At 64.4% G+C, this 25,470-nt stretch carries 23 protein-coding genes; 5 read left to right on the top strand and 18 right to left on the bottom strand.

Annotated elements, in window-relative coordinates; all coding sequences use genetic code 11:
- Nucleotides 1-21 precede the first annotated feature (21 nt).
- Nucleotides 22-1,671 carry a Na+/H+ antiporter gene (locus tag U4Y90_RS08515; protein WP_321794135.1) on the bottom strand — a complete coding sequence of 550 codons (1,650 nt, stop codon included), beginning with the start codon at nucleotides 1,669-1,671 and terminating at the stop codon, nucleotides 22-24.
- 381 nt (nucleotides 1,672-2,052) lie between these two features.
- Between U4Y90_RS08515 and U4Y90_RS08520 the strand changes: the two genes are divergently transcribed.
- Nucleotides 2,053-3,372, top strand: a complete 1,320-nt coding sequence (locus U4Y90_RS08520; protein WP_321794136.1) for an EAL domain-containing protein — start codon at nucleotides 2,053-2,055, stop codon at nucleotides 3,370-3,372.
- On the opposite strand, the gene U4Y90_RS08525 is transcribed toward U4Y90_RS08520, so the two are convergent.
- Nucleotides 3,373-6,939: an indolepyruvate ferredoxin oxidoreductase family protein gene (locus tag U4Y90_RS08525; protein WP_321794137.1), complete on the bottom strand. Its 3,567-nt coding sequence runs from the start codon at nucleotides 6,937-6,939 to the stop codon at nucleotides 3,373-3,375. It lies immediately after the preceding gene.
- A gap of 294 nt (nucleotides 6,940-7,233) precedes the next feature.
- On the opposite strand from U4Y90_RS08525, the gene U4Y90_RS08530 reads away from it, so the two are divergent.
- A complete protein-coding gene (locus U4Y90_RS08530) occupies nucleotides 7,234-7,884 on the top strand; it encodes a glutathione S-transferase family protein (protein WP_321794138.1) in 651 nt (216 codons plus the stop codon).
- Here U4Y90_RS08530 and U4Y90_RS08535 read toward each other — a convergent pair.
- The 9 genes from U4Y90_RS08535 to U4Y90_RS08575 all read right to left on the bottom strand — a co-directional run bounded on the left by U4Y90_RS08535 (nucleotide 7,881) and on the right by U4Y90_RS08575 (nucleotide 15,635).
- Nucleotides 7,881-8,126 (bottom strand): hypothetical protein, encoded by a 246-nt coding sequence (locus U4Y90_RS08535; protein ID WP_061174257.1) that lies wholly within the window; start codon nucleotides 8,124-8,126, stop codon nucleotides 7,881-7,883. The two genes, U4Y90_RS08530 and U4Y90_RS08535, sit on opposite strands and share 4 nt — an antisense overlap.
- A 66-nt stretch (nucleotides 8,127-8,192) precedes the next feature.
- Nucleotides 8,193-8,414, bottom strand: coding sequence for a hypothetical protein (locus U4Y90_RS08540; RefSeq protein WP_321794139.1), 222 nt, complete (start codon nucleotides 8,412-8,414; stop codon nucleotides 8,193-8,195).
- Nucleotides 8,415-8,479: 65 nt separating this feature from the next.
- Nucleotides 8,480-9,391, bottom strand: coding sequence for a carbohydrate kinase (locus U4Y90_RS08545; protein WP_321794140.1), 912 nt, complete (start codon nucleotides 9,389-9,391; stop codon nucleotides 8,480-8,482).
- Nucleotides 9,392-9,396: 5 nt separating this feature from the next.
- Nucleotides 9,397-10,650: an AGE family epimerase/isomerase gene (locus U4Y90_RS08550; RefSeq protein WP_321794141.1), complete on the bottom strand. Its 1,254-nt coding sequence runs from the start codon at nucleotides 10,648-10,650 to the stop codon at nucleotides 9,397-9,399.
- A complete protein-coding gene (locus U4Y90_RS08555; protein WP_321794142.1) occupies nucleotides 10,647-11,666 on the bottom strand; it encodes a LacI family DNA-binding transcriptional regulator in 1,020 nt (339 codons plus the stop codon). The genes U4Y90_RS08550 and U4Y90_RS08555 overlap by 4 nt, the downstream gene beginning before the upstream one ends.
- Before the next feature lie 201 nt (nucleotides 11,667-11,867).
- Nucleotides 11,868-12,479 carry a class I SAM-dependent methyltransferase gene (locus U4Y90_RS08560; RefSeq protein ID WP_321794143.1) on the bottom strand — a complete coding sequence of 204 codons (612 nt, stop codon included), beginning with the start codon at nucleotides 12,477-12,479 and terminating at the stop codon, nucleotides 11,868-11,870.
- Nucleotides 12,476-13,267 (bottom strand): PIG-L family deacetylase, encoded by a 792-nt coding sequence (locus U4Y90_RS08565; protein WP_321794144.1) that lies wholly within the window; start codon nucleotides 13,265-13,267, stop codon nucleotides 12,476-12,478. The genes U4Y90_RS08560 and U4Y90_RS08565 overlap by 4 nt, the downstream gene beginning before the upstream one ends.
- Nucleotides 13,255-14,292 carry an acyl-CoA dehydrogenase gene (locus U4Y90_RS08570; RefSeq protein WP_321794145.1) on the bottom strand — a complete coding sequence of 346 codons (1,038 nt, stop codon included), beginning with the start codon at nucleotides 14,290-14,292 and terminating at the stop codon, nucleotides 13,255-13,257. The genes U4Y90_RS08565 and U4Y90_RS08570 overlap by 13 nt, the downstream gene beginning before the upstream one ends.
- Nucleotides 14,293-14,615: 323 nt before the next feature.
- Entirely contained in the window at nucleotides 14,616-15,635 is a 1,020-nt protein-coding gene (locus tag U4Y90_RS08575) for a bile acid:sodium symporter family protein (RefSeq protein ID WP_321794146.1), read from the bottom strand.
- 515 nt (nucleotides 15,636-16,150) lie between these two features.
- Between U4Y90_RS08575 and U4Y90_RS08580 the strand changes: the two genes are divergently transcribed.
- Together U4Y90_RS08580 and U4Y90_RS08585 are read left to right on the top strand one after the other, a co-directional pair.
- Nucleotides 16,151-16,519 carry a hypothetical protein gene (locus U4Y90_RS08580; protein ID WP_321794147.1) on the top strand — a complete coding sequence of 123 codons (369 nt, stop codon included), beginning with the start codon at nucleotides 16,151-16,153 and terminating at the stop codon, nucleotides 16,517-16,519.
- Between the two features lie 502 nt (nucleotides 16,520-17,021).
- On the top strand, nucleotides 17,022-18,134 hold the full coding sequence (locus tag U4Y90_RS08585) for a porin (RefSeq protein ID WP_321794148.1): 1,113 nt from the start codon (nucleotides 17,022-17,024) through the stop codon (nucleotides 18,132-18,134).
- Nucleotides 18,135-18,204: 70 nt separating this feature from the next.
- Here the strand turns inward: U4Y90_RS08585 and U4Y90_RS08590 are convergent, their stop codons facing one another.
- Entirely contained in the window at nucleotides 18,205-19,167 is a 963-nt protein-coding gene (locus U4Y90_RS08590) for a nitronate monooxygenase family protein (protein ID WP_321794149.1), read from the bottom strand.
- A gap of 263 nt (nucleotides 19,168-19,430) precedes the next feature.
- Here U4Y90_RS08590 and U4Y90_RS08595 point away from each other — a divergent pair, with 263 nt between their 5' ends.
- Nucleotides 19,431-20,321: an alpha/beta hydrolase gene (locus U4Y90_RS08595; protein ID WP_321794150.1), complete on the top strand. Its 891-nt coding sequence runs from the start codon at nucleotides 19,431-19,433 to the stop codon at nucleotides 20,319-20,321.
- A 177-nt stretch (nucleotides 20,322-20,498) separates the two neighbouring features.
- Here U4Y90_RS08595 and U4Y90_RS08600 read toward each other — a convergent pair whose 3' ends face one another.
- The 6 genes from U4Y90_RS08600 to bioB are packed head-to-tail and all read right to left on the bottom strand — an operon-like array spanning nucleotide 20,499 to nucleotide 25,466.
- The gene (locus tag U4Y90_RS08600) at nucleotides 20,499-21,410 is read right to left on the bottom strand and encodes an MBL fold metallo-hydrolase (protein WP_321794151.1); all 912 of its coding nucleotides are present in this window, start codon (nucleotides 21,408-21,410) and stop codon (nucleotides 20,499-20,501) included.
- Nucleotides 21,407-22,003: a DUF1289 domain-containing protein gene (locus U4Y90_RS08605; RefSeq protein ID WP_321794152.1), complete on the bottom strand. Its 597-nt coding sequence runs from the start codon at nucleotides 22,001-22,003 to the stop codon at nucleotides 21,407-21,409. Before U4Y90_RS08605 ends, U4Y90_RS08600 begins: the two co-directional genes overlap by 4 nt.
- The gene (locus tag U4Y90_RS08610; protein WP_321794153.1) at nucleotides 22,000-22,497 is read right to left on the bottom strand and encodes a YbaK/EbsC family protein; all 498 of its coding nucleotides are present in this window, start codon (nucleotides 22,495-22,497) and stop codon (nucleotides 22,000-22,002) included. Before U4Y90_RS08610 ends, U4Y90_RS08605 begins: the two co-directional genes overlap by 4 nt.
- 14 nt (nucleotides 22,498-22,511) lie before the next feature.
- Nucleotides 22,512-23,435 (bottom strand): hydroxymethylglutaryl-CoA lyase, encoded by a 924-nt coding sequence (locus U4Y90_RS08615; protein ID WP_321794154.1) that lies wholly within the window; start codon nucleotides 23,433-23,435, stop codon nucleotides 22,512-22,514.
- Nucleotides 23,436-23,468: 33 nt separating this feature from the next.
- The gene (locus U4Y90_RS08620; RefSeq protein ID WP_321794155.1) at nucleotides 23,469-24,410 is read right to left on the bottom strand and encodes a glyoxylate/hydroxypyruvate reductase A; all 942 of its coding nucleotides are present in this window, start codon (nucleotides 24,408-24,410) and stop codon (nucleotides 23,469-23,471) included.
- Nucleotides 24,411-24,422: 12 nt separating this feature from the next.
- Nucleotides 24,423-25,466, bottom strand: coding sequence for a biotin synthase BioB (gene bioB / locus U4Y90_RS08625; RefSeq protein ID WP_321794156.1), 1,044 nt, complete (start codon nucleotides 25,464-25,466; stop codon nucleotides 24,423-24,425).
- Nucleotides 25,467-25,470 lie beyond the last annotated feature (4 nt).

The following is a 25,470-nucleotide window of genomic DNA, read 5'->3' on the forward strand; positions in this document are numbered from 1 at the left end:
GCGCGCCCGAAGTCGCTGCGCTCACGCCGTCGTCCCGCGTTTCCGGTTCACGATCGCCGTCTCGGAAAGATCCACTTCGCGCATCAGCTTGTTCAGCGTCTCATCGTTGATGTGCTGCAAGGAACGCAGCCTCAGCAATTCGGCCCGCTCGGCGCGCAGCGCAGCCATCTTCAGCCGCGTCTCGACCATCTCGCTCTTCTTCGCCGCCTTGCGCGGCGCTTCTTCGTCGCCTAGCGATTCCAGCCGTCTGCGATACATGCCCATCACGCGCGCGGTCGAATCGGCGCAGCGCGCGGATGCCGCTTCACTCATCTGCTCGATGAGTTCGTCGTGCGTGTCGTCGATCGCGCGGATCGCCGCCTGCGCCGCGCGCCGTCGCGCCATGCGTTCCTCCGCCGCATGCGGATTCTTCTCGCGCTCGATACCGCGCAGCATCAGCGGCAAGCCGACGACGGCGATCAGCAGCGACACCAGAATGACCGCGGAGGCGATGAAGATCGCCAGATCCCGTCCGGCGAGCGTCACGGGCAGCGACAGCACGCCCGCGAGCGTCACGGCGCCGCGCACCCCGCCGATCGTGGTCAGCGCGAGGGTCCGAAAGCCGGGCGCGGCGCTGTCGAGACCTCGCTTCGCCGTTTTGCGGGCCGCCACCCAGCGCAGCGAATAGACCCAGACGAAACGCAGCGCGTAGAGCGCAACCAGCGTCGCGAACACATAGCCGATCAGCAGGCCGACCTGCGCGTTGCTGTCGTGATGGGCCTCGATCAACGCTCGTCCGAGGATGTGCGGAAACTGCAGCCCGAGCAGGATGAACACCATGCCGTTGAAGACGAACTCGATCATCGTCCACGTGCTCGTCATGCGCACGCGCACCGCGCTCGGAATGCCTTCGCGCAGGCTCTGGATGTTCATCATCATGCCCGCCGACACCGCCGCCAGAATGCCCGAGCAGCCCACGTGCTCGGCCATCACGTACGACGCGAACGGAATCAGGATCGTGAGGATGACGCCCGCGGCGGGATCGTCGTCGTCGGAGAATTTCAGCAGACGCGAAGGAATTTCGGTGACCGCCCAGCTGATCGCCGCGCCGATCGCGAGTCCGCCCGCCGCGATGATGAAAAAGCTGATCGTCGCGTCGCGGAGCGAAAACACACCCGTCAGCGCGGCCGCGATCGCGAACTTCAGCGCGACGAGGCCCGATGCATCGTTCATCAGCGCCTCGCCTTCGAGAATGTGCATCAGGTTCGGCGGAATGCGGTTGCGGCCGGCGATGCCCGTCAGCGCGACGGCATCGGTCGGGGAGAGCACGGCGGCGAGCGCGAACGCGACGGGCAACGGCATCGTCGGAATCATCGCGTGCAGGAAGTAGCCGAGCGCGCCGACGGTGATGAACACGAGCCCGAGCGCGAGCATCAGGATCGCGCGGCGCTGCATGTAGAGCTCGCGCTTCGGAATGCGCCAGCCGTCCGCGAACAGCAGCGGCGGAATGAACAGCAGCATGAAGAGCTCGGGATCGAACGTGACATGCAGCGCGAGGCCCGGCCACGCGAGGCACGCGCCGATCGCGATCTGGATGAGCGGCAGCGGCAGCTTGAACGGGAGCAGGCTCAGGCCGAATCCCGAAAGCGCAACTGCCAGCAGAAGAATGAGGACGGTGAAAACGATTTCCATATGTGCGCTACTGCACGACGATGCGCAGCGCATGCGAGCGGCCCGCACACGCGGCGTCTAGCATTGTTTCGATGAGCCGAAAGTTTAGCCTTTGCTCGCGAAGCATTCACGATTCGCGGCTTCGGCTTTCGCACCGTCCCGGTGCGCGTGCACCCGAAATCGCCTGCTGGCGGTGCATGCCGGGCGCAAAAGACCGGCTGGCCGCAGCGCGCTCTGCGCATGGAGCTTGCTTAACCGAAAGCCACGGGACACAGAGAGACTCCCGACGAGATCATCGAGGGCTGTTCTTATGAAAATGGTAAGTGACGGATCCGGCACGGGTCCGCGGAGCAGGGCGCAATCGAGCGTCCTTTGCCGGCGCGTTCAGGTGAGGGCATCGGCATGGTAATCGCAAACCCCGAGAAGACGACGGTTTCCGCGCGCAGCTTCGAGCTTGGCGTGACATCGGGATTCGACCGCTATTCGGTCGAGCATGGCGAGTGGACGCTATCGAGCGTCTTTCAGCCGGTATTCAGTTTGTCGCACATGCGTGCGGTCGGGTACGAGGGCCTGTTGCGCGCGCACGATGCGCTCGATCGGCCGGTGTCACCGCTCGACGTGTTCGGGCAGGCATCGCGCGTCGGCGAAGCGTTGCAGATCGACCGGCTCGCGCAGGCGCTGCATCTCGAGAACTTCAAGATGCTCGGCGCGCGGGACGAATGGCTCTTTCTCAACGTGCATCCGGGCGCGCTGACCGAGCCGTATCACGCGGCCGCGTTGCTCGCGAACCTGAAGCGGCTGCACCTCGAGCCGCGCCGCGTCGTGCTCGAAGTGCTCGAGCAGAGCGCGGAGGACATCGAACGGCTTGCGCTCGCGGTGCAGCAATTCCGCGATCACGGCTTTCTCATCGCGCTCGACGATTTCGGCGCGGGGCACACGAACATCGAGCGCATCTGGCAGCTCGATCCGGATATCGTCAAGCTCGATCGCGTGATGCTCTCGCACGCGGGCCACAACGTGCACGCGCCGCTGTCCGCGCGCTCGCTCAAGCAGCGGCAGAACATGGAGGCGGTGCTGTCGGGGATCGTGTCGCTGCTGCACGAGGCGGGCAAGCTCGTGCTGATAGAAGGCGTCGAGACCGAGCACGAAGCGCAACTCGCGCTCGCGAGCGGCGCGGATTTCGTGCAGGGCTTCTTCTTCGCGCGGCCGCATCCGGGTCTCGCGGACAGCGTGCATGCGCAGAGCGTGATCGGCGAGCTGACCGAACGTTACCGCTTGCAGACCGAAGTGCGTGAAAGGCGCGTCGCCACGCGGCTCCAGCCCTATATCCGCGCGTTCGAGCGCGCGGCCGAGCGGCTCGCGGCGGGCGAGCCGCTCGAAGAAGTGTGCTGGAATTTCCTCGCGCTCGATAACGCCGCGCGCTGCTTCCTGCTCGATCAGAACGGCAGGCAGGCCGGCCGCAACGTGGTGCTGCGCGCCGACCGCGCCGCGCACGAGGCGCGCTTTCTGCCGCTCATCGACGCGCAGGGCGCGAACTGGCTGCGCCGTCCGTACTTCCGCGCGGCGCTCGGGGACCCCGAGCGCGTGCATGTGACGAAGCCGTATCTGTCGATCAACGAGGCGATGCCGTGCGTCACGCTCTCCGTGGAGACGCGCTCGCAGGGCAAGCGCTGCGTGTTGTGCGGCGACATCGACTGGCTGCCCGACGAGGACGGCGAATAGTCACTTCGCGACGACGACCGGAATCCCCTTCAGCGATGCCGCGCCCTTCATCGAATCGATGGCGGCGCGCACCGCTTCGCCCGTCGCCGCTTCGATGCCGATGCGCGTCGCGACGTCGCGTTCGCTGCGCTTGACCATCGCGACATTCGCGAGCTTCACGTGACCGTAGCCGCGCACGCGTTCGAAAAGCGCGGCGAGCGCGTGCACGTCGTTCGCACTGGCGGCGTCGAGCCTGGCGAGCGCGCGTGTCATCGTGATCTCGAAGTCGTCCGCGAGCTGGCGTTCCATGCGGCGTTCGAGCGTCTTGCCGAAGACATCGAGCGCGGTGCCGCGCAGCGCGCGGATTTTCGCGAGACCGCCGAGCACTGGCCACATCCACTGGCCGAACACCTTCTTCTTCGGCGCGCCATGCGATAGCGCGGGCGGCGCGAGGTTGAACTTCACAGCATAGCTCTCGCCCGCCGTGCCTTCGAACTGCGCGCCGAGCGCGGCGCGGAACGCCGGGTCCGCGTGCAGGCGCGCGACTTCGTATTCGTCCTTCACGGCGAGCAGCTTGTAGAACGAAATCGCGATGGCGCGCGCGACGGCTTCATTGCCCGCCGCCGCGTTCACCAGCTTGCGATAGCGCGCGACATACTTCGAACCGCCGTACGCCAGCAGGCGTTCCTCGCGATCGCGGATCAGATCGGGCAGCGACATCCGATCCATCGTGACGCGCCTGGCCATCGCCTGCGCGGTCAGCGCTTCGAGCGCGGCCATGTCCGCCGCCGCGAGACGGCCGATCGAAAACGCCAGCTTGTTCGCCGCGACCGCGACATTGTTCAGCTCGATCGCGCGCATCAAAGCCGCGAGCGACAGCGGCACGAGGCCGAGTTGCCACGCGAAGCCGAGCATCAGAATGTTCGCGCCGATGGTGTCGCCGAGAAAACGCTGCGCGAGCGCTTGCGCGTCGCAACTGCGCATCGCGTCGTGCGCGCCTTCGCCCGCGGCGTGACGCATCTTGTCGAGCAATGCGTCGGCATGAAGATTCGCATCGGGATTCTGCACGAAGCTCGCGTTCGGAATCGCGTGCGTGTTCACGACGATCTTCGTGCGATCGTGCCGCACCGTCTGCAGCGCTTCCGGGCTCGCGCCGACGACCATGTCGCACGCGAGCAGCAAGTCGGCCTGCTGCGTGTCGATGCGCACCTGATTGAGCAACGCGTCGGTGGCGGCGAAGCGCACGAACGACAGCACCGAGCCGCCTTTCTGCGCGAAGCCCATGAAATCGAGCACCGATGCGCTTTTGCCCTCCAGATGCGCCGCCATGCTGATGAGCGCGCCCACGGTCACCACGCCCGTGCCGCCCACGCCCGTCACGAGAATGTCGTAGGGCGCGTTGTCGAGATGACCTTGCGGCAGCGGCAGCGCCTCGACGCGGCCCGCGAGTTCGGCGGGATCGAACGCGTGGCCTTCGGTCTTTTTCAGTTTCGCGCCTTCGACCGTGACGAAGCTCGGGCAGAAGCCGTTCACGCACGAATAGTCCTTGTTGCACGACGACTGATCGATGCGGCGCTTGCGGCCCAGCTCCGTTTCGACCGGCTCGACGGACAGGCAATTCGACTGCACGCCGCAATCGCCGCAGCCTTCGCATACGGCTTCGTTGATGAAAAGGCGCTTGTCCGGATCGGGGAACTCGCCTTTCTTGCGGCGGCGGCGCTTTTCGGCGGCGCAGGTCTGGTCGTAGATGAGCACGGTGACGCCCGGCGTGTCGCGCAGACGGCGCTGCACGTCATCCAGCTCGCCGCGGTGATGAAAGGTCGTGCCGCGCGGAAACTGATCTTCGTGACCTTGATACTTCTCGGGCTCGTCGCTGACGACGACCAGCAGCGCGATGCCTTCCGCTTCTACCTGCCGCGCGATCTGCGGCACCGAAATGCTGCCGTCGACAGGCTGGCCGCCCGTCATCGCGACGGCATCGTTATAAAGAATCTTGTACGTGATATTCGCCTTCGCGGCCACGGCCTGACGAATCGCGAGAATGCCGGAATGGAAGTAGGTGCCGTCGCCGAGATTCTGGAAGACGTGCGGCGTTTTCGTGAACATCGAGTGCGACGCCCAGTCGACGCCTTCGCCGCCCATCTGAATCAGACCGGTCGTATCGCGCTCCATCCACGACGCCATGAAGTGGCAGCCGATGCCCGCCTGCGCGACCGATCCTTCCGGCACCTTCGTCGACGTGTTGTGCGGGCAGCCCGAGCAGAAGTAGGGCGTGCGCTTCACGGCATCGGCGACGTTCGAGAGAATCTGCGGCGCGACGAGATCGACGACCTTGTCGCGGCGATCGAGCGCGGGCTTGTGACGCGCGAGCCATTGCGCGAACACCGGCAGCACGCGCGACGGGCGCAATTCGCCGAGCGCGCTGAGAAGCTGCGCGCCGTCGCGCGCATTCTTGCCGATAACGACCGGCCGCGCACCGTCGACGCGGTTGTAGAGATGATCTTTGATCTGCTGCTCGATGACCGGCCCTTTCTCCTCGATCACGAGCACTTCGGAGAGGCCGTCGACGAACGTTTCGAGCCGCGTCGTTTCGAGCGGATACGACAGGCCGACCTTGTAGATGCGCACGCCGGCGGCATCGAGATCGTCGACGGTGAGATCGAGGCGGCGCAGCGCTTCCATCAGATCGAGATGCGCCTTGCCGCACGTCACGATGCCGATGTTCGCGCGCGGGCTCGGCGCGATCCACTTGTCGATGCTGTTCACGCGCGCGAAGTGCCGCACTGCGTCGATTTTCGCGGCGAGGCGTGCCTCGATCGTGAGACTCGGCAGATCGGGCCAGCGATTGTGCAGGCCGCCCGCCGGCGGCGTGAAATCTTCCGGAGCTTGCCAGTCCAGTTTCAGCGCGTCGAGATCGACGGTGGAGCCGGATTCGACCGTCTCGGAAATCGCCTTGAAGCCGATCCACGCGCCCGAGAAGCGCGACAGCGCCCAGCCGTAGATGCCGAACTCCAGCATGTCCGCGACGTTCGACGGATTCACCACCGGCATGTGCCAGGAAATCATCGTCTGGTCGCTCTGATGCGGCATCGACGACGACACGCAGCCGTGGTCATCGCCCGCGACCACCAGCACGCCGCCGCGCGGCGACGAGCCGTATGCGTTGCCGTGCTTGAGCGCATCGCCCGCGCGATCGACACCCGGGCCCTTGCCGTACCACATCGCGAACACGCCATCGACGGTGCGTTCCGCGTCCGATTCCACGCGCTGCGTGCCGAGCACGGCGGTGCCGCCGAGTTCCTCGTTGATCGCGGGCAGGAACCGCACGTCGTGCGACGCGAGCAGTTTCTTCGCCTTCCACAGTTGCTGGTCGACCATGCCGAGCGGCGAGCCGCGATAGCCGCTGATGAAGCCGGCGGTGTTCATGCCGGCGGCGCGGTCGAGGTCACGCTGCATCAAGACAAGGCGCACGAGCGCCTGTGTGCCCGTGAGGAAGATTCGGCCTTTCGTGGCGCTCAGGTTGTCGGCAAGTTGGTAGTCCGACAGCGCGGGAGGAAAAAATGCATCGGCGGGGACGCGCGCGTTCATGGAATCTCCTGTCGACCAGAGTTGGCGCTTTAGCGCCTTACTCTGGTGCCATGCAAAGCTGGCAATTTTTGTATGTGAGGCAATGCGACATTCTTTGCCGACAAATGCAGAATGTTTTTGCGCACTCGCCGCGATTCCACGCGCATCGAGAAACAACCCCCTTGTTTTTGAGATTCGCGAGAGGAATTTCCTCGATCCGCCGCGGCTACGCGTAAACCCGGGGCGTGACGTCACGCGATCCGCGTCGATTTGGGACTAACCTGAAAGCCTCGAAAGCCGATTAAAACGACGCAGATGAAGCTCTTCTACTGGCCTAAAACACGCGCCTTCCGTGCGCTGTGGATGCTCGAGGAAATGCGCGTGCCGTATGAACTGGAGTTCGTGAACATCCGCGCGGGGGCGCAGAACGATCCGAATTTCTGCCGCGTCAATCCGATGTCGAAGCTGCCCGCGCTTGAAGACGGCAGCGTGCGCGTGGCCGAATCGGGGGCGGTGCTGCTCTATCTCGCGGATCGCTACCCGGAAACCGCGCTCGGCGTGCCGCTCGCCGATCCGTCGCGCGGCCGCTTCCTGCAATGGATGTTTTTCACCGGCTCGTGTCTCGAACCCGCGATGGCCGAGCGCGTGACCGGCGCGCAGGGCAACACCGTGAGCTTCGGATGGGGCGATCTCGCGCGGGTCGAGCACGCGATCGAAAACGCGCTGGAAGAAGGGCCGTGGCTGCTCGGCGACCAGTTCACGGCCGCCGACATTCTCGCGGCGAGCACGCTGCAGATCGCGTTCATCGCGAAGCTGATCGAGCCGCAGGGCATGCTGTTCGATTACGTCGAGCGCTCGCTCGCGCGGGAGGGTTACGAGCGCGCGTCAGCGATCGATCATCGCGAGGCCGAGCGGCTCGCGCTGAATGCGCACGCGGGCGTCGCGCATTCGTCGAACGAGCATTAAGGAAAGGCGCGCGGCTTCGGAATGCCCGCGCCGGCTTCGATATCCGACACCGCGCGCCGATGCGCGAGCTCGACGGCTTCGGCCTTGTCGGCGAGGCCGTCGTCGCCGCCGACGGTCGTCCACGGCTGCACGGCCTTGTCGTGATGACGGATTTCGTATTCCGCGTCCCAGCGCGAGCCCTGGAGCTCGACCGGCCTCACGTGGATGGCGTAGACGCCGTATAGGAAGATCTGCTCCGGCATGATGTCCTCCGATGCAGCCGGGAGGCGCCGCGAAGCGCGAACGCCACGCGCCGCCGAGCCGCGTGGCTACAGTTCGATTTCCCCGAGGATGCGGTGCGCGAGCGCGCGCGCTTCGTTGAGCGCTTCTTCTTCGTTGCCCGATGCGGCTTCCACTTCGTAGAGCGTCGCTTCGGTATCCTCGCCGTCGTCGCGTGCGAGCGAGACCAGGCCTTGGAACTGGCCGCCGTCGATGGCGCGCACGCCGATCGTCGCGGTATAGAGGCCTTTCGTATAGGTGGTGTCTTCCATGATGGATCCGCCTCCGGGCAAGGACGAATCCATGCTAGCACGCTGATATGTAACGCGTGCGACGCTTACTTCAGCAGCGCCTCGACTTCCTCCAGCGATGGCGAATGCGCGCCCGAATGACGGCACGCCGCCGCACCCGCCGCGAGCGCGAACTTCAGATGATCGGGCCAGTCGCCGTGACGCGCCATCAGGCTGTACAGCAATCCGCCGATGGACGCATCGCCCGCGCCGACCGTATCCGCCACTTCGACGCTCGGGGGACGTGCGCTGTATTGCGCCTCGCCTGCGTAGAGCGTGGCTTGCGCCGAGCCGCGCGTGACGAGCACGGTGGCTTGCGGATTCATCGAACGAATTTTGGCGAGCGCGTCCGCTTCGGGCATGCCCTTGAAAAGCATGTGCAGGTCTTCGTCCGACACCTTGATGAGATCGGCGAGGCTCGCCATGTTGCGCAGGATCGGCTCGTAGCCGTGCTCCATCAGGTTGCGATAGTTCGGATCGAAGCTGATCTTCACGCCGTGCTCGCGCAGCTGGCGGGCGAGCGCCGCGAGGGTCGCGCCGAGCGGCTGACGCACGAGGCTGATGCAGCCGAAATGCGCCCACTTCACGCGCTCCATCCATCCTTGCGGCAGCCGCGAAGGATCGAAAGCGAGGTCCGCGCCGTTTTCGCCCATGAAGTAGTACGTCGGCGGCTGCGTCTTGTGAACGATGGCGAGCAAGGGCGGTCTCTCGACGCGCTGCATGAAGCGCATGTCCAGTCCCGAGGCGACGCTCGCTTCCCACAGGTCGTCGGAGAAATTGTCCATGCCGAGCGAGCCGGCGCTGGCCGTCGGCAGCCCGAGCCTCGCGACCGCGCGCGCGACGTTCCAGCCCGCGCCGCCCGGACGCGAAAGCCAGCTCGACACGTCCGTGCGGATCATGTCGGTGAGGATGTCGCCGGCGGAGACGAACTGCGGAAAGGTGGTTTGCTCGCTTGCCATTCTTTTCACCGTGAGGTTTGGGGCGAAGAAAGCGCGTTCAGCACTTCGTAGCACGCGCCCATCGTGTGATAGTCGGTCTTGCCGGCGGGACTTTTCTCGTCGCCGTACTTGCGGTTGTCGCAGGTGAGGATGCGATACCACGCGCCGTATTCGTGATCGACGAAGTGCTTCCAGCTGTAGCGCCACAGCTCGTCATAGCAGTCCCAGAAACGCTCGTGGCCCGTGCGCGCGCCGAGTAGCGCCGCCGCCGCGAAGCTTTCCGCCTGCACCCAGAAGTACTTGTCGTGGTCGCAGATGCTGTCGTCGGGGCCGAAACCATAGTAGAGACCGCCATGACAACTGTCCCACGCACGGTTGAACCCGGCATCGAACAGTTCGACGGCGCGGGCGCTGAGCCACGGCAGCGCGCGATGCCGCTCGAGAATCAGCAAAAGCTTCGCCCATTCGGTCTGGTGCCCCGGCTGGAAACCCCACGGACGGAAAATATTCGAACTGTCCGATTCGTTGTAGTGCCAGTCGACCGACCAGTCCCGATGAAAATGCTCCCAGACCATTCCGTGCGACAGCTTCGCCTGCCGCAGCGTGATGTTGCCGGCGATCTTTTCCGCGCGATCCAGGTAAATGACGTGCCCCGTCGCTTCGTATGCGGCGAGCAGCGCCTCAGTCGCGTGCATGTTCGCGTTCTGCCCGCGATAGTCCGTAAGCTGCCAGTCGGGCGTGGCTTCGTCGGCGTAGAGACCGGCGTCGGCGTCCCAGAAACGCTTTTCCATCAGCACGAAGGTTTCGTCGATCATCGGCTTCGCTTCGTCGATGCCGGCCATTGCCGCGTGCGCGCTCGCGAGCAGCACGAACGCCATGCCGTAGCAGTGGCGCGTGCCGTCGAGCGTGCGCTTCTTGCCGTCGCGCCACTCGATTTCCCAGTCGTAGCCTTCGTTCGCGGCGTCCCAGTGCGCGTCGCGCAGAAACTTGAACGCGTGGCGCGCATCGTCCTGATAACTCGCGTCGCCGAAATGGCGGAAGGCCATCGCATAGTTGAAGACGAAGCGCGTGCTGCTGACGAGATGGCGCGTCGTGCGGTCGTAGACGCTGCCGTCGTCCTTGAAGAAATGAAAGAAACCGCCGGACGGGTCGCGCGCGTTGGGCGCGTAGAAGGCGAGCGTGTCGCGCACGTGCGAAAGCAGGAAGTCGCGGCTGCGGAAGTCGATCGCGCGTTCTGCTGGCGCTCGTTCCGCGATGGCAGGTGAGGCGGTCATGTTCATGGCGTGCTGATGTCCTGTTTCGTGCCCGAGCTCGCGCGAGAAACGAACCTGACGTCGACGAGCGTGTCGGCCTGGCTCGGCGGGCTCGCTGGGTCTTCCAACAGCAATTCGACGCCGCGCCGCCCGAGCGCTTCCTTGTCGACGGTCACGGTCGAGAGCGGCGGCGTGCTTTGCGCGGCGGCCGGAATATCGTCGAAACCGACGAACGCGATGTCGTCCGGCACGCGCAATCCGTGCGCGAGACAGACGCGCATCGCGGCAAGGGCCGCTGCATCGTTATAGGCGAAAACGGCGTCGGGCAGGGGACTGGATTGCGCCTTGGCATCTGCGATCAGGCGTTCCATCGCGTCGGCGGCGGCGAGATCCGCGTTGAGGCCGGGTTGCGTCATGACTTCGAGCGTCGGATCGAAAAGCTGGCCGGCATCGAAATACGCCTTCCGATAGCCGAGCGCTCGCTGCGCGATGCTGTGATGCGCGAGCGATCCGCCGATGAACGCGATGCGCCGCCGTCCTTGCGCGAAAAGATGCTGCATCGCCAGCGAGGCGCCTTTCACGTTGTCGATATTGACAGAGCGGAAGCCCGGCGCGCGCAGATCGATCAGGATGGTGGGCCGCGCGAGCGAATGCAGATGCGCGAGCAGTTCAGGCTCGACGAAGCCCGCGACCGCGATGGCGTCGGGCGCGTGCAGACGCATCTGCTGCGCGAGATCCTGCGTCGGGCCGGCGGTGAGCACGGACGGCACGAGCCGCCGCTCGCGGCACGCTTCTTCGAATCCGTGCAGCACATGCGAGAAAAACGGGCTGACCGCGAAATTATTGTGCTGCCGATGCAGCAGAAAGGTCACGCGGCGAATGCGCGTACGCAACTGTCCGGAGTCGTAACCGAGCTGTTGCGCAATTTCGACGACGCGCTCGCGCGTCGCTTCGGACAAACCTGGTTGATTTTTGAGCGCGCGCGACACTGTCCCTATCGAGACGCTTGCCGCACGCGCGACATCGCGAATGGTGGTGGCCATCGTGGTCTTCTCTGTCTCCGCCTGTTTCCGGCTGTTTTCTGACGACGCGATGTTTATCGCGCGCGGTCAGTTCGCTTGTTCGAGCCGATTGTATAGTAAAAAATTGAAAAACGGCCTTAGAAGAGATTGGAGAAAACCAGTAGAGCCTTGTTGTATATGAGTTTCCTTGCGATTTGTTTGTTTAGTAAAAATCAGGAAACACTAAGATGATGTTTCCCGATCGTGGATCGATCGTTTGTCGGGCGTCCATACGTCGAGGATCAGATCGTCGTCCCAGTAGTGGCTGAGCAACGGAAGACTCATCCGGCCGCGCAGCTTCGCGTGCACTTCGTCGCCGTTTTGAAGCCAGCCTTCGATCGGCCGGCGCCAGTGGCACGCGACGACCGCACCGTCGCGCGACAAGGTGTGGTGTATGTGCTCGACGATATGCCATAGCTGCGGCTCGTCGAGGTAATAGCCGATCTCGCTGATCACGACCAGATCGAACTTGCCGTCCGGCCAGGAGTCGGGCAACAGCATCTGCTCGACCCTCACGTTCTGGCAGTGCGCGACGCGCTGCCGTGTGAGCGCGACGGCTTCCTCGGCGATGTCGGTTGCGATCAGCGCGTCGCAGCGCGGCGCGAGCAGGGCGGTCAGTTCGCCGTTGCCGCAGCCAGGCTCGAACGCGTTCGCATAACGTTCATGCGGAAGCGAGGCGAGCAGAAGTGCCCGCTTGCGCCGCTCATACCAACGATGCCTGATTTTCCAGGGATCATCGTTGCCTCGATACAAATTATCGAAGTACTGCTTAGTATTGTTTTTGGTGTTGATCATATGAGTACGACTTCGAAAGGCCGGGTCAGCCGCGCCAGCACATGTTCGGGCAGGACTGGTGCTTGCCCGGTCGTCGCATCGGGCTCGAGCTGACTCCTAAAAGCCTGGACGGCCCGAAGCTTCCGGGCATGCGTGGCGCTGTCGAGAACGATGCGGCGAGCACGGCTCCATGGCACGCGTGTATCATCCGGCGACGCCCAGTGCCACGTCCAGAGTGGCACTTCGACGCAGGGCAGATCGAGCGCTTGTGCCGCGGAATGAACGGCGCGCCCGGCCGCCTCATGGTCGGGGTGACCATCATAGCGCCATGTGGTGAAAATTATATCGTCCGGTTGAAAATATTCGGACAGCACTCCTGACAAATTGACCTCGATCTGGCTCGGGTCGCCGTCCTGCAGACCGAGTCTGACCACTTGCACCTGACGCAGACGCAGCCGTTGCAGCGCCGCCCTCGTTTCCTGCGGACGCACGCGTGCAAGGCGCTCCGGCGGCCATTCGGACGAATCGGGGTGACTGGCGGTGCCGTCCGTCACGGCGACGATGACGATGTTCCGGCTGATTTCCGAGAGACGTGCGAGCAGCCCGCCGGTGCCGAGTATTTCATCGTCGGGGTGCGGCGCGACTATGACAGCCCGTCCTCCGACCGGCACCAGCTCGGCCGGATCGACTTCGGGCAATGCGTCGAGACGCGCCCACCCTCGCCATGCGGCTTCGGGCGTGCCTTCTCCGGATATCGTGCGGTCGATGGCCGTATCGTCGGTCGGTGCCCGGGTGCTCACACTTGCCATGAAATCCGTCCCTCCTCCAAGACGCGCTCGGCGAGCGCTGCTTCGTCCCGCTCGGCGTGGCTTTGTCGAATGAATACCGGCAGATCGGCCATGAGTTGCGCGAAGTGCGCGTCGCGGCATAGCGGACCCGCGCCCGACGCGCGGCCGGCGCGCTCCACGACGAATGCCGATGCATGTTCCGACGCGAGGCGGGCACGCATTGCGGGCACCATGGCGTCGTTGTGCGGCTCGCGGTCGATGAATGCCGCCGTCTCGCGCAGCAACGCTGCCGCGGCGGACAACGTCGTGTCGATTGCGCCGAGATGGGCGAGTTCGTGCGGCCCGGCGCGACGCTTCGAGGCCCGGGCGACGAATGCCGCGATGCCCGACGCCGCTCCGAGCCAGCACGCGGCAATGCCCGCGCCGCCTTGCCAGAAACCTGGGCGTTCGATATAGGCGCGCGACGCACCGATCAGCCGCGCGGGCACACGCTCGAAATGCACGTCGACGCTCGCGCTCGCCTTCATGCCGACCGCTTGCCATCCGGCATCGGTGATTTCCACGCCCTCCTGCCTCAAATCGACGGCGGCGAGTACGGGTTCGTTCCGCTCGTTCCACGCGGTCACGAGCGCATGCGTGACCGAAGCCGCGCCGGAGCACCATGCCTTCGTGCCCTGCAGCAGCACGGTCCGCGCACCGCTCTCGCCGAGCGCAGATAGCCGCGCGTTCGGCGGCTCGGCGGCCCATACGGCCCATGCGCTTCCGTCCTCGGGTTGCGCGGCGTCCAGTTCGGCGAGTATCGCGAGCGCGTCGGTATGGCCTTCGTAGAGCTTGACCAGCGAAAGGTCGAAGGCGGCGACCGCGCCCAGCGTACGCCAGCGCTGCACCGTGTTGCCGTGACCCGGCAGCGGCAGGCGATCCAGACCGGCACCGATCAACGCGTGCAGCGCGCGGCCAGCGTCTTCCGCGCTGCCGCGTCGAAACGGCATCTCGCCGAGAAAGGCGTGCAAGGCGGAAGCCGTCGCGAGATGTTCGACGTGGTTCATCGCGAGTTCCGCCGTTTGAGAGTGAAGCGTCGTGTCGGCATGGCGCGTTCGGTGCGTTCCTGTTCGTGGTTGAACAGGAGTGTGGCAAGGGACATGCCCGCACGCCATTCAGCCTAAAGGGGTAGGCCAAAGTGTCGGACTTGAAGCAATTGGTCTTCGAGGCTCGATGCGCGCAGTCAGGTTTCCCGGCCTATGCCATTAAGCCGAATCGACGCGGCCGCACAGCCGGGCTCAAATGACGCAAAAAAGGCCGCGCAGGGCGGCCTTCTGACGAAGGGGAAGTGAGAATGAAGCAGCGGACGCCTTGCGCGCCCTGGCGGGAATCAGCGGCGCGCGGGCGCGCCGACGCTCTTGCCCTCGCGCGCCGGTTCTGGCGCGGTCTTGCGCGCGCCCCAGCGTTGCGCGAGAACGGCGCACACCATCAGTTGAATCTGATGGAAAAGCATGAGCGGAAGCACCACCGCGCCGACCGCGTGCGACGCGAAGATCACCTTGGCCATCGGAATGCCGGAGGCGAGACTTTTCTTCGAGCCGCAGAAGATGATCGTGATCTGGTCCGCGCGGGAGAAGCCGAGCCGTTTGGCCGTGAACGCCGTGATGAAAAGCGCGGCCGCCAGCAGCAGGATATTGACCGCGAGCAGTCCCGCGAGCGTGGCCATCGAGATCGAATGCCAGATGCCTTCGTTCACGGCCTCGCTGAACGCTACGTACACGACGAGCAGGATCGAGCCTTGGTCGACGAACTTGAGCATCGCGCGATGCTTGTCGATCCATTTGCCGATAGCTGGCCGCAGCAATTGCCCGGCGATGAACGGCACGAGCAGTTGCAGCGTGATATTGCCCACCGTGTGCCACGGCGAACCGGTCGTCGCACCATGATTGCTCACGACAAGCCCGACGAGCGCCGGCGTGATGAAAATGCCGAGCAGGCTCGAGGCGGACGCGCTGCACACGGCTGCAGGCACGTTGCCCTTCGCCATCGACGTGAACGCAATCGACGACTGTACGGTGGACGGCAGCGTGCAGAGGAAGAGGATGCCGGTGTAGAGCGCTGGCGTGACGAGCGGCGTGAGCACGGGCTTGAGCACGAGTCCGAGCAGCGGAAAGAGTGCGAAGGTGCTGAGCAGCACGACGAGATGCAGCCGCCAGTGCGTCGCCCCGGCAACGATCGCCTCACGTGACAGCTTTGCTCCGTGCAGGAAGAACAGCAAACCGATGGCGATGTCGGTAATCCAGTTGAACGCCACCGCCGCGCTGCCGCGGCAGGGCAGGACGCTGGCGACGATGACGGTGCCGACGAGCGCCAGCGTAAAGTTGTCGGGAAGAAGTTTGGGCCGTGCCATCAGAGAATCTCGTACCTGGATGCGCCGCGCGCCGTGCTCGGCGTTTTCAGCGTCAAGTCGGGAAAAACCATGATTTTCGCTTGTACCCGATTAAATTGGCAAATTCATTTACAGGATGCATTGATTACCGATGCGCATGAAAGCAAGCGATCCTCGCCGCGAACCGGAAGGTTCAAGAAGCAACATTCGCGCCGCGCATCGGTCAATTTCGGCGCATCGAGAACCGTCTGTCCAGCACGATTTTCGTCACATGATTGGGCATCCGAAACGGTGGCCAAACACGAAAAAACTCTGACGTAACATGGTGTTACAACCATCGACCAGGCATAACACTTTTTGGCTCGACTGCCGTCGCGACGCGAAATAAATTGTTGGATACACCGGTTGGCGGGTTTTTGCATCGTCTGGATGCCGAAGCCCGGATGCTCCGACTACGACCGGTTGTCCGCCTGAATCGGAAGTCTTCGCTTTCGGTGCACGGACAGGAATATCGGTCGGATGCAGGCTGTTTCGACATGGCGCTCACTGGCTTTCGCAAGACTACCCGGCTTTTCGCATCCGTAGCGCTCTGCGCGCTCGCGGTGGCGGGTTCGCTCGCGCTGGCCGGGCCGCGCGCCGAGTGGCTGTCGTCGGCGGTATTCAGCGATTCCGCGTCCAGCCGGCAGTCGTTGCGCTACACGACTGTCGCCGCGAAAGACGGCTTGACGCCCGTGAGCGCTGAAGTGCGCCCGGGTCCGCGCGTCGAACAGGCGGTGCCCCTGCGCGGCGCAGGCTCCATTCGCGCCGACATCACGCGCTACAACGAAGAGCGCAGCCTGCCGCGCCCGCCCGGGCGTCCGGCAGACGACGGCCGCGCGCCTACGAACGCGAATTACCGCAACTGATCCCGCGCTCTCACCGGCTTCGGCCGCCGTTCCGCGCCTTCTTCCGCGGAACGAAAAACTATTGGCGCGTCTAGTTCCGCTGTCACGATGACGTAATCTCGCCACAGTTACGCATCGAATTTTCATCAGGCATTCCGATCTTTTTTCCGCGCAAGGACAATGCGCCCTGCGCGGGAAATTGTCGTATTTCGATTATTTCGAAAGACTTTCGACGCTTCGTCAGGCGCGCCGGTGCTCGCTTTGCGAACTATTCGTCGTCGAGAAAGCCGGCCAGGGCGTGCGACACGATGTGTCTGGGCGTGGCCGCTGCCGTTCAGCATTATTCGAACCGCTATACCCGTAATAACCAAAAACATTTTTGACCGGAAAAATGGTCCGTAAAGATGGTGCCGCTCCACACGCGATGCCTTTCTCGCCCACTAAACCGTCACGGTCAGACGAGGCGAGTGCAACGCCCCTCGCCCGCCAAGCTTTCAATTTTCGACAAAAGACAGGAGAGTTCATGAAGTCAACCGTCAACCGTGCGCCGAAGACTACGGTGAGAGCAACGGTCAAGGCCACCACGGTCGCCGCAGCGATGCTCGGCCTCTTCGCAGCGGGCGCGGCACACGCGCAATCGAGCGTTTCGCTGTACGGGCAGGTCGACGAATGGGTCGGCGCTCAAAAATTTCCGGGCGGCGATCGCGCATGGAACGTGAGCGGCGGCGGCATGTCGACGTCGTACTGGGGCTTGAAGGGCGCTGAGGATCTGGGCAACGGCTACAAGGCCATCTTCACGTTGGAAAGCTTCTTCCGCGCGCAGAACGGCCAGTCCGGGCGTTTCCAGGGCGACACCTTCTTCGCGCGCAACGCGTACGTCGGCATTCAAGGCCCGATCGGCACGATCACCGCCGGGCGCCTCACCACGCAACTGTTCGTCTCGACGATTCTCTTCAACCCGTTCGTCGATTCGTACGTGTTCTCGCCGATGGTCTACCACGTGTACCTCGGCGCCGGCACGTTCCCGACGTATCACACGGATCAGGGCGTGATCGGCGATTCGGGCTGGAACAACTCGGTCCAGTACACGTCGCCTGACTTCAACGGTTTGTCGGGCAGCGTGATGTACAGCTTCGGCAATACCGCCGGCGACGGCCGCTCGAAGAAGTACAGCGCGCAGTTCCTGTACTTCCACGGCCCGTTCGCGGCGACCGGCGTCTACCAGTATGTGAACTTCAACAACACGCCCGGCGACCTGACTTCGGTCGACGGCTTCGCGACGCCCGGCTACAAGAGCCAGAGCGTCGGGCAGCTGGGCGCATCGTACGACATGAAGTACGTCAAGTTCTTCGCGCAGTACATGTACACGAAGAACGACTACGAAGGCCCGGGCACGTTCCACGTCAACACGGGGCAGGGCGGCGTGACGATTCCGCTCGGACCGGGAACGGTGATGGCGTCGTACGCGTATTCGCGCAGCAACGGCGGCCTCGACCAGACGCACAAGAGCTGGGCGCTCGGCTACGACTATCCGCTGTCGAAGCGCACCGACGTCTACGCCGCGTACCTGAACGACAAGTACACGGGCCTGTCGACGGGCGACACGTTCGGCGTCGGCCTGCGCGCGAAGTTCTAAGCGACGCGTACGCCAGAACGAAAACACCGCGCCTCGTGCGCGGTGTTTTTTTGCGGGCCTGGAAAAAGAATCAGCCGATCGCGAGGCGCGCCTTCGCGTCGTCGTATTCGCCTTTCAGCCGCCGGACCAGTTCCGCCACGCTCGGCACGTCCTCCATCAGCCCGACGCCCTGGCCGGCGCCCCAGATGTCCTTCCACGCCTTCGCCTTGCTCGTGCCTTCGGCGAAGTTCATCGCGGTCTTGTCGGAGATCGGCAGCGCGTCCGGGTCGAGCCCCGCGTTGACGATGCTCTCGCGGATGTAGTTGCCGTGCACGCCGGTGAAGAGATTCGTGTAGACGATGTCCGCGGCGGTGGCATCGACGATCGCGCGCTTGTAGTCCTCCAGCGCGTGCGCTTCCTTCGTCGCGATGAAGCGCGTGCCCATGTACGCGAGATCCGCGCCCATGGCCTGCGCCGCGAGAATCGATCCGCCATTGGCGATGGCGCCCGACAGCACGATCGGACCGTCGAACATGCGCCGCACTTCGCCGACGAGCGCGAACGGCGACGTCGTCCCCGCATGGCCGCCCGCGCCCGCCGCGACGAGAATGAGGCCGTCGACGCCCGCTTCGAGCGCTTTCTGCGCGTGCCGCAGATTGATGACGTCGTGCAGCACGATGCCGCCGTACGAATGCACCGCGTCGATCATCTCCCTGACCGGCGCGCGCAGGCTCGTGATGAAGATCGGCACCTTATGCTCGACGCACACGCGCACGTCCTGTTCGAGCCGGGCATTCGACTGGTGAACGATCTGATTGACCGCGATCGGCCCGATGACCGCATCGGGATTCGCCGCCTTGTGCGCGGCAAGCTCGCTCTGTATCTGCGTGAGCCATTCGTCGAGCAACGCGGCCGGGCGCGCGTTCAGCGCCGGAAACGAGCCGACGATGCCCGCCTTGCATTGCGCAAGCACGAGCTCCGGATAGCTGACAATGAACATCGGCGAACCGACGACGGGCAATGTGAGGTGCTGCAAGATGGCGGGCAGGGCCATGGAACGAGTCTCCTGATTGTGTCCGAGCAGCGTTCAAACCATTCTAGGAACTGCCGCTCGATTCGGCACGCACGACCATTTTCCGGAAAGCGTGCGCGCTCGGCCAGCGAACGATCGTTCGATTATAAGCAAGGGAGCGAAGCCGGGCCATTCGCCATTTCCCGAGGAAGTCTTCGGTTTCCACATTTGCGGTCCCGCACGGACGTCAGCAATCGCGCGGGCCCGCCTACAATGGTCCGCAACGCCACGAACAAGAAAACATCATGTCTTTCAGCGACTACGAGCCGTTTCGCGTCGATGCGGCGGGCGTCGAGATCGTCGGAATGAAAGGCGGTGACGGGCCGCCGCTGATTCTCCTGCACGGCCACCCGCAAACGCACGAGATCTGGCACAAATGCGCGGGCGACCTCGCGAAGCACTTCACCGTGATCGCCACGGATTTGCGCGGCTACGGCGCGTCGGGAAAACCAAAGAGCGACGCGCAACACACGCCGTACTCGAAACGCGCGATGGCCGCCGACCAGGTCGCGGTGATGCGTCATTTCGGCTTCGAGCGTTTTCTCGTCTGCGCGCACGATCGCGGCGCGCGCGTCGCGCACCGGATGGCGATGGACTTTCCCGATGCCGTCGATCGCCTGATGCTGCTCGACATCGCGCCGACGCTCGCGATGTACGAAGCCACCGATCGCGAATTCGCGACCGCGTACTTTCACTGGTTCCTGCTGATTCAGCCGACGCCGCTGCCCGAGTTGCTGATCGGCGGCAATCCGAACGCGTATATCGATCGCGTGATGGGCAATCGTCATGCGGGACTCGCGCCGTTCGCGCCGCACGCGTTGCAGGCGTATCGCGATGCGCTCGCATCGCCCGGTACGATCTTCGCGATCTGCGAGGACTATCGCGCGTCGGCGGGCATCGACCTCGAGCATGATCGCGCCGATCTCGAACGCGGCATGAAGATCGCATGTCCGCTGCGCGTGCTGTGGGGACGCGAAGGCGTGATCGAACGATGCTTCGATGCGCTTGAAGAATGGCGGCGCGTCGCGCGCGACGTGAGCGGCCGCGCGTTGCCGTGCGGTCACTACATTCCCGAGGAACAGCCCGACATGCTGCTCGCGGAAATGCTCGCGTTCTTCGAAGCCGATGCGCCCTGAAACCCGCGCCGGCATTGGGTCTTACGCCGGTTCAGGTGATCGTTAAAGTTTTGTAGGGAAAGCACCGATGCACGTGAAATAGTGTCGCGCTACGATACGCTGGACGTTGATCACGTCCATATGATTCGCCGCTTGCCGTAGCTGACAAGCGGCTTTCTTTTTGTCCGGCGGTTCCGTTCAGGCCGCCGAAACGGTCTCGCCGCTCACGATCACCGAGCCGCCGCGCGCCAATTCCCCGACGATTTTTTCGACGAGCGTGCGACGTTCGCCCGATGGCGCGAGCGCGTCGGCGGCGGCGCGCATCGAGCGGGCTTGCGCGACCATCGTCACCAGCGCGCCGAAGGTCATCGCGCGCACCTCCATCAGCTTGAACACGATCAGCACCTTGAGCGCGTTCTTTGCGTTGCGCGCGGGATCGGCCTGCAGATAATCGAGCCGCGACGAAGCGACGTCGAGCGCGCGCGCGACATCGGTGAACGGCGCGCCGTGGCCGGGAATGACGACATCGACATCGAGCGTCGAAATCAGGTCGAGCACGGCGCGTTCTTCCGCGAATCCGCTCTCGCCTTCGAGTTCGGGAAAGATCACGCCGAAGCCGTTTTCCCACAGCGCGTCCGCGCTGATGAGCACGCGCGTTTCAGGGCAATGCAGCATCAGCGAATGCGGATCGTGGCCCGGCGCGCCGAGCACGTTCCAGTCGAAGCCGCCGAGCGCGAGCGTCGCGCCGTTTCCGATCGTGCCCGTGAAATCGAACCGGTCGCAGCGCTGGCCGGTTGCGCGGAACGTGAGCGCGTCCTCGTCCCACGCGCGCACGGCGTGCGCTTCGCTCGCGGGAATCAGCGTGCCGCACGCGTACGTGCGCTGAAGCAGCGCGTTGCCGCCGCAATGATCGGAGTGCAGATGCGTGTTGACGATCAGATCGAGCGCGCGCGCGCCGAGTGTCTGCTTCACGAGCGCGAGCGTTTGCGGCGCGTGCGACGCGTAGCCCGTATCGACGATCGCGGTGCCTTCGGCGCTGGCGAACAGCACGTTGTTCGACGAGAGCCAGCCGCGTTCGAAGACGGTCATCGAATCGGGCAGCGACTTCACGCGCGGGTCTCCATCGGCATCACGACGATGGTCGCCGTCGCCTTCATCACCGTTTCGCCGAGCTGATTGCGCGCGCCGCCTTCGAGCTTCACGAGATCGCCGTTCAGGCTCGCTTTCCACTTCGCCTCGGTCACGCGCCAGAACATCGTGAGCACGTCGTTCGCCTTCACCGCGCGCGTGAGCTTGATGCCGAATTCGAGCCCGAGCGGCTGCGCATCGCGCGAGAAGTGCGCGGCGAGCATCGCCATCAGATGCGCGGTCGGCTGCGTGCCCGAAGCGATGAGCGAACCGAAACGGCTTGCGCGCGCGTAGGCGTCGTCGTGATGCAGAGGGTTGAGATCGTTGACGAGCGTCGCGAAGTGTTTGATCGAATCGGGCGGCAGCGCGAGCGTCGCTTCGAACGATTCGCCGATCGTCACGACGCGCGCGCCCTGACGGCGGCTTTCGACACGCGCGAGCACCGCGCGCCTCTCGTCGTCACTGGAGGACGACCACGCGGCGATTTCCTCGATGGTGCGAAAGCAGCCTTCGCAGAAGCCGGTCTGCGGATTCATGCGGCACACATCGTCGCACGGCGACGCCACGCCGGTCATGACTCCGCTGTCTCGCGCAACGCGACGTCCGCGACCGGCGCGCCCGTCAATTCGATCAACTCCTGCGGCGACAGATTGAAGACCGCGTGCGGATGCCCGGCGGCGGCCCAGAGACTGTCGAGCGCGAGCAGGTCTTCGTCGATCAGCGTGACGGGCTCGACCGCGTGGCCGATGGGGCACACGCCGCCGATCGCATAGCCGGTTTTCTCGCGCACGAACTTCGCATCGGCGCGCGCCAAAGCACCGACGCGCGCCGCGACCTTCGCTTCATCGACGCGATTCGCGCCGCTCGCGATCACGAGCACGGGCGCATCGTCTTCCTTGCGGCGAAAGAGGATCGACTTCGCAATCTGCGCAACCTCGCAGCCCAGGCCTGCCGCCGCTTCCGCCGACGTCTTGCCGGTCTCGGGCAGCATCACGACGTCGTGCGGATGGCCGCGTTCCTTCAACAAAAGCGCGACGCGGCGCGCGGAATCGGGTAATTGATCGATCATCGTGTTCCTTTGTCTTAAACGCAGGCGTTTGCGCCATCGCGCTTCTTCGTGAAGATCGCACGGCCGGCGCGCGACGAGCTGGGTTTGCCGATCGCGCGCGAAATGAAATCGCCGATATCGACGAGCTGATCGAGATCGACGCCCGTCTCGATGCCGAGCCCGTTCATCAGATAGACCACGTCTTCCGTCGCCACGTTGCCCGTCGCGCCCTTGGCATACGGACAGCCGCCGAGTCCCGCGACCGATGCGTGAAAGATCTCGATGCCTTCGAGCAGCGCCGCATAGATATTGCCGATGGCCTGCCCGTACGTATCGTGGAAATGCCCGGAAAGGCGCTCGCGCGGAAACGCCTTCTGCGCCGCCGCGAGCACTTCGCGCGTGCGTTTCGGCGTGCCGACGCCGATCGTGTCGGCGATGTCGATTTCATCGCAGCCGAGCGCCTTCATGCGCTCGACGACATCCACGACCGATTCGATGCTGACTTCGCCCTGATACGGGCAGCCGAGCGCGCACGAAATGCTGCCGCGCAGGCGCATGCCCCCGTCCTTCGCGGCTTTCGCGACCGGCTCGAAACGCGCGATGCTTTCCGCGATGCTGCAGTTGATGTTCTTCTGCGAGAACGCCTCGCTCGCCGCGCCGAAGATCACGATTTCGTCGGCCTTCGATTCGAGCGCGCCTTCGAAGCCGCGCATGTTCGGCGTCAGCACCGAGTAGATCGTGCCCGGACGCCGCTCGATGCCGGCCATCACGGCGGTGGCGTCGGACATCTGCGGCACCCATTTGGGCGACACGAACGATGTCGATTCCACATTCACGATGCCCGCGCGCGCGAGCCGGTTCACGAGTTCGATCTTGGTTTCGGTGGGCACGAACTCTTTCTCGTTCTGCAGGCCGTCGCGCGGCCCGACTTCGACGATTTTCACTTTGGCCGGAATCATGGCTGTCTCCCTTTATGTTCGATTTCGATGCGTTCAGTATCCGCGCTTGAAGTCGACGATGCCGCTGATCGGCTCGCCGCGCGCGAGTGCTTTGATCTTGCCGGCGATCTGGACGATGCTTTCCTCGCGCAGCGTTTCCGCCGAGATATGCGGCGTGACCGATACGCGCGGATGCGTCCAGAACGGATGATCCCGCGGCAGCGGCTCCGTGTGGAAGACGTCGAGCGTCGCGGCGGCGATCTGGCCGTTGTCGAGCGCGGCGATGAGATCGGCATCGACGAGATGCGGGCCGCGCGCGACATTCACCAGATACGCGCCGCGCGCGAGCTTGCCGAAGGTGCGTGCGTTCAGAATGCCTTCGGTGTCCGGCGTATGCGGCAGCAGGTTGATGAGCACCTTCGCGCCGTCGAGAAAGGCATCGAACTGATCCGCGCCCGCGAACACTTGCACGCTTTCGATCGTTTTGGGCGAGCGGCTGTAGCCGCGCACGGGCACGCCGTGCTTCAGCAAGCCCTTCGCGACTTCCGCGCCCAGCACGCCGAGCCCGAGCACGCCGACCGTGAACGTCGCGCGCGCATGCTGCGGCAGTTTTTCCCAGCGGCCTTCTCGTTGCAACGCGTCGTACTCGTCGAAGCGGCGCAGGTAGCGCAGCACGCAGTACGTCGCGTATTCGACCATCTGCTGCGCCATGCCGGTGTCTTCGAGACGCACGAGCTTCGCGTTCGGCGGCAGCGTGCCGGGTTCCTTGCGCTCGACATCGAGAATTGCGTCGACGCCCGCGCCGAGGTTGAACACGGCCTGAAGATCGGGCCGATTAGCGAAGAGTTCGCGCGGCGCGCGCCAGACGATCGCGTAATCGGCGCTCGCGGTGTCGCCCGGCTCCCACACGCGCAGGTCCGCATCCGGCAGTTCGCGTTTCAGGCCGCCGAGCCACGCGTCGATATCGGCGCCCTTTTCGTAGAAGATGATTTTCATGACCGCGCCGGTTCAGTTCGCGTGTTGGTGTCCGCAGCCGCGCCCGGTCTCCTGAACGCTGACATTCTGCGCGGCTTCCGCGCGCATGCCGAGGCGCTCGATCAGCTTGCGGTCGGCTTCGGCTTGCGGGTTGCTCGTCGTCAGAAGCTGGTCGCCGTAGAAGATCGAATTCGCGCCGGCGGCGAAGCACAGCGCCTGCAATGCTTCGTCCATCTGCTCGCGGCCGGCTGAGAGTCGCACCATCGCCTTGGGCATCGTGATGCGCGCGACCGCGATCGTGCGCACGAACTCGAACGGATCGAGCGCCTCGACGCCGGTGAGCGGCGTGCCCGCGACCTGCACGAGATTGTTGATCGGCACCGATTCCGGATACGGCTCCATGTTCGCGAGCTGCGAGATCAGCCCGGCGCGCTCCCGCCGCGATTCGCCCATGCCGACGATCCCGCCGCAGCACACGTTGATGCCCGCATCGCGGACGTGTTCGAGCGTGTCGAGGCGATCCTGATACGTGCGCGTCGAGATGATCTGGCCGTAGAACTCCGGCGAGGTATCGAGATTGTGGTTGTAGTAATCGAGGCCGGCTTCGCGCAGTCCTTGCGCCTGATGCGCTTCGAGCATGCCGAGCGTCACGCAGGTTTCGAGACCCATCGCCTTCACGCCGCGAATCATGTCCTTGATCGGCTCCAGATGGCGGTCCTTCGGATTGCGCCACGCCGCGCCCATGCAGAAGCGCGTCGCGCCGTTGGACTTCGCGACACCGGCGGCTTTCAGCACTTCGTCGACGTCCATCAGCTTTTCGGCCTTGAGGCCGGTCTCGTGATGCACCGACTGCGGGCAGTACGCGCAATCTTCCTCGCAGCCGCCGGTCTTGATCGAGAGCAGCGTGGACAACTGCACCGCGTTCGGATCGAAGTGCTCGCGATGCACGGTCTGCGCGCGAAACAGCAGATCGTTGAACGGCAGTTCATACAGCGCGACGACATCGGCGACGCGCCAGCGCTGCATCGGCTGCGGCGTCGTTGTGGAAGTGGTCTCGGCGGCGATTTGCTGTGTCATGGGT

This window comes from Caballeronia sp. J97 (genome assembly GCF_905220305.1).
Classification (GTDB): Bacteria; Pseudomonadota; Gammaproteobacteria; order Burkholderiales; family Burkholderiaceae; genus Caballeronia.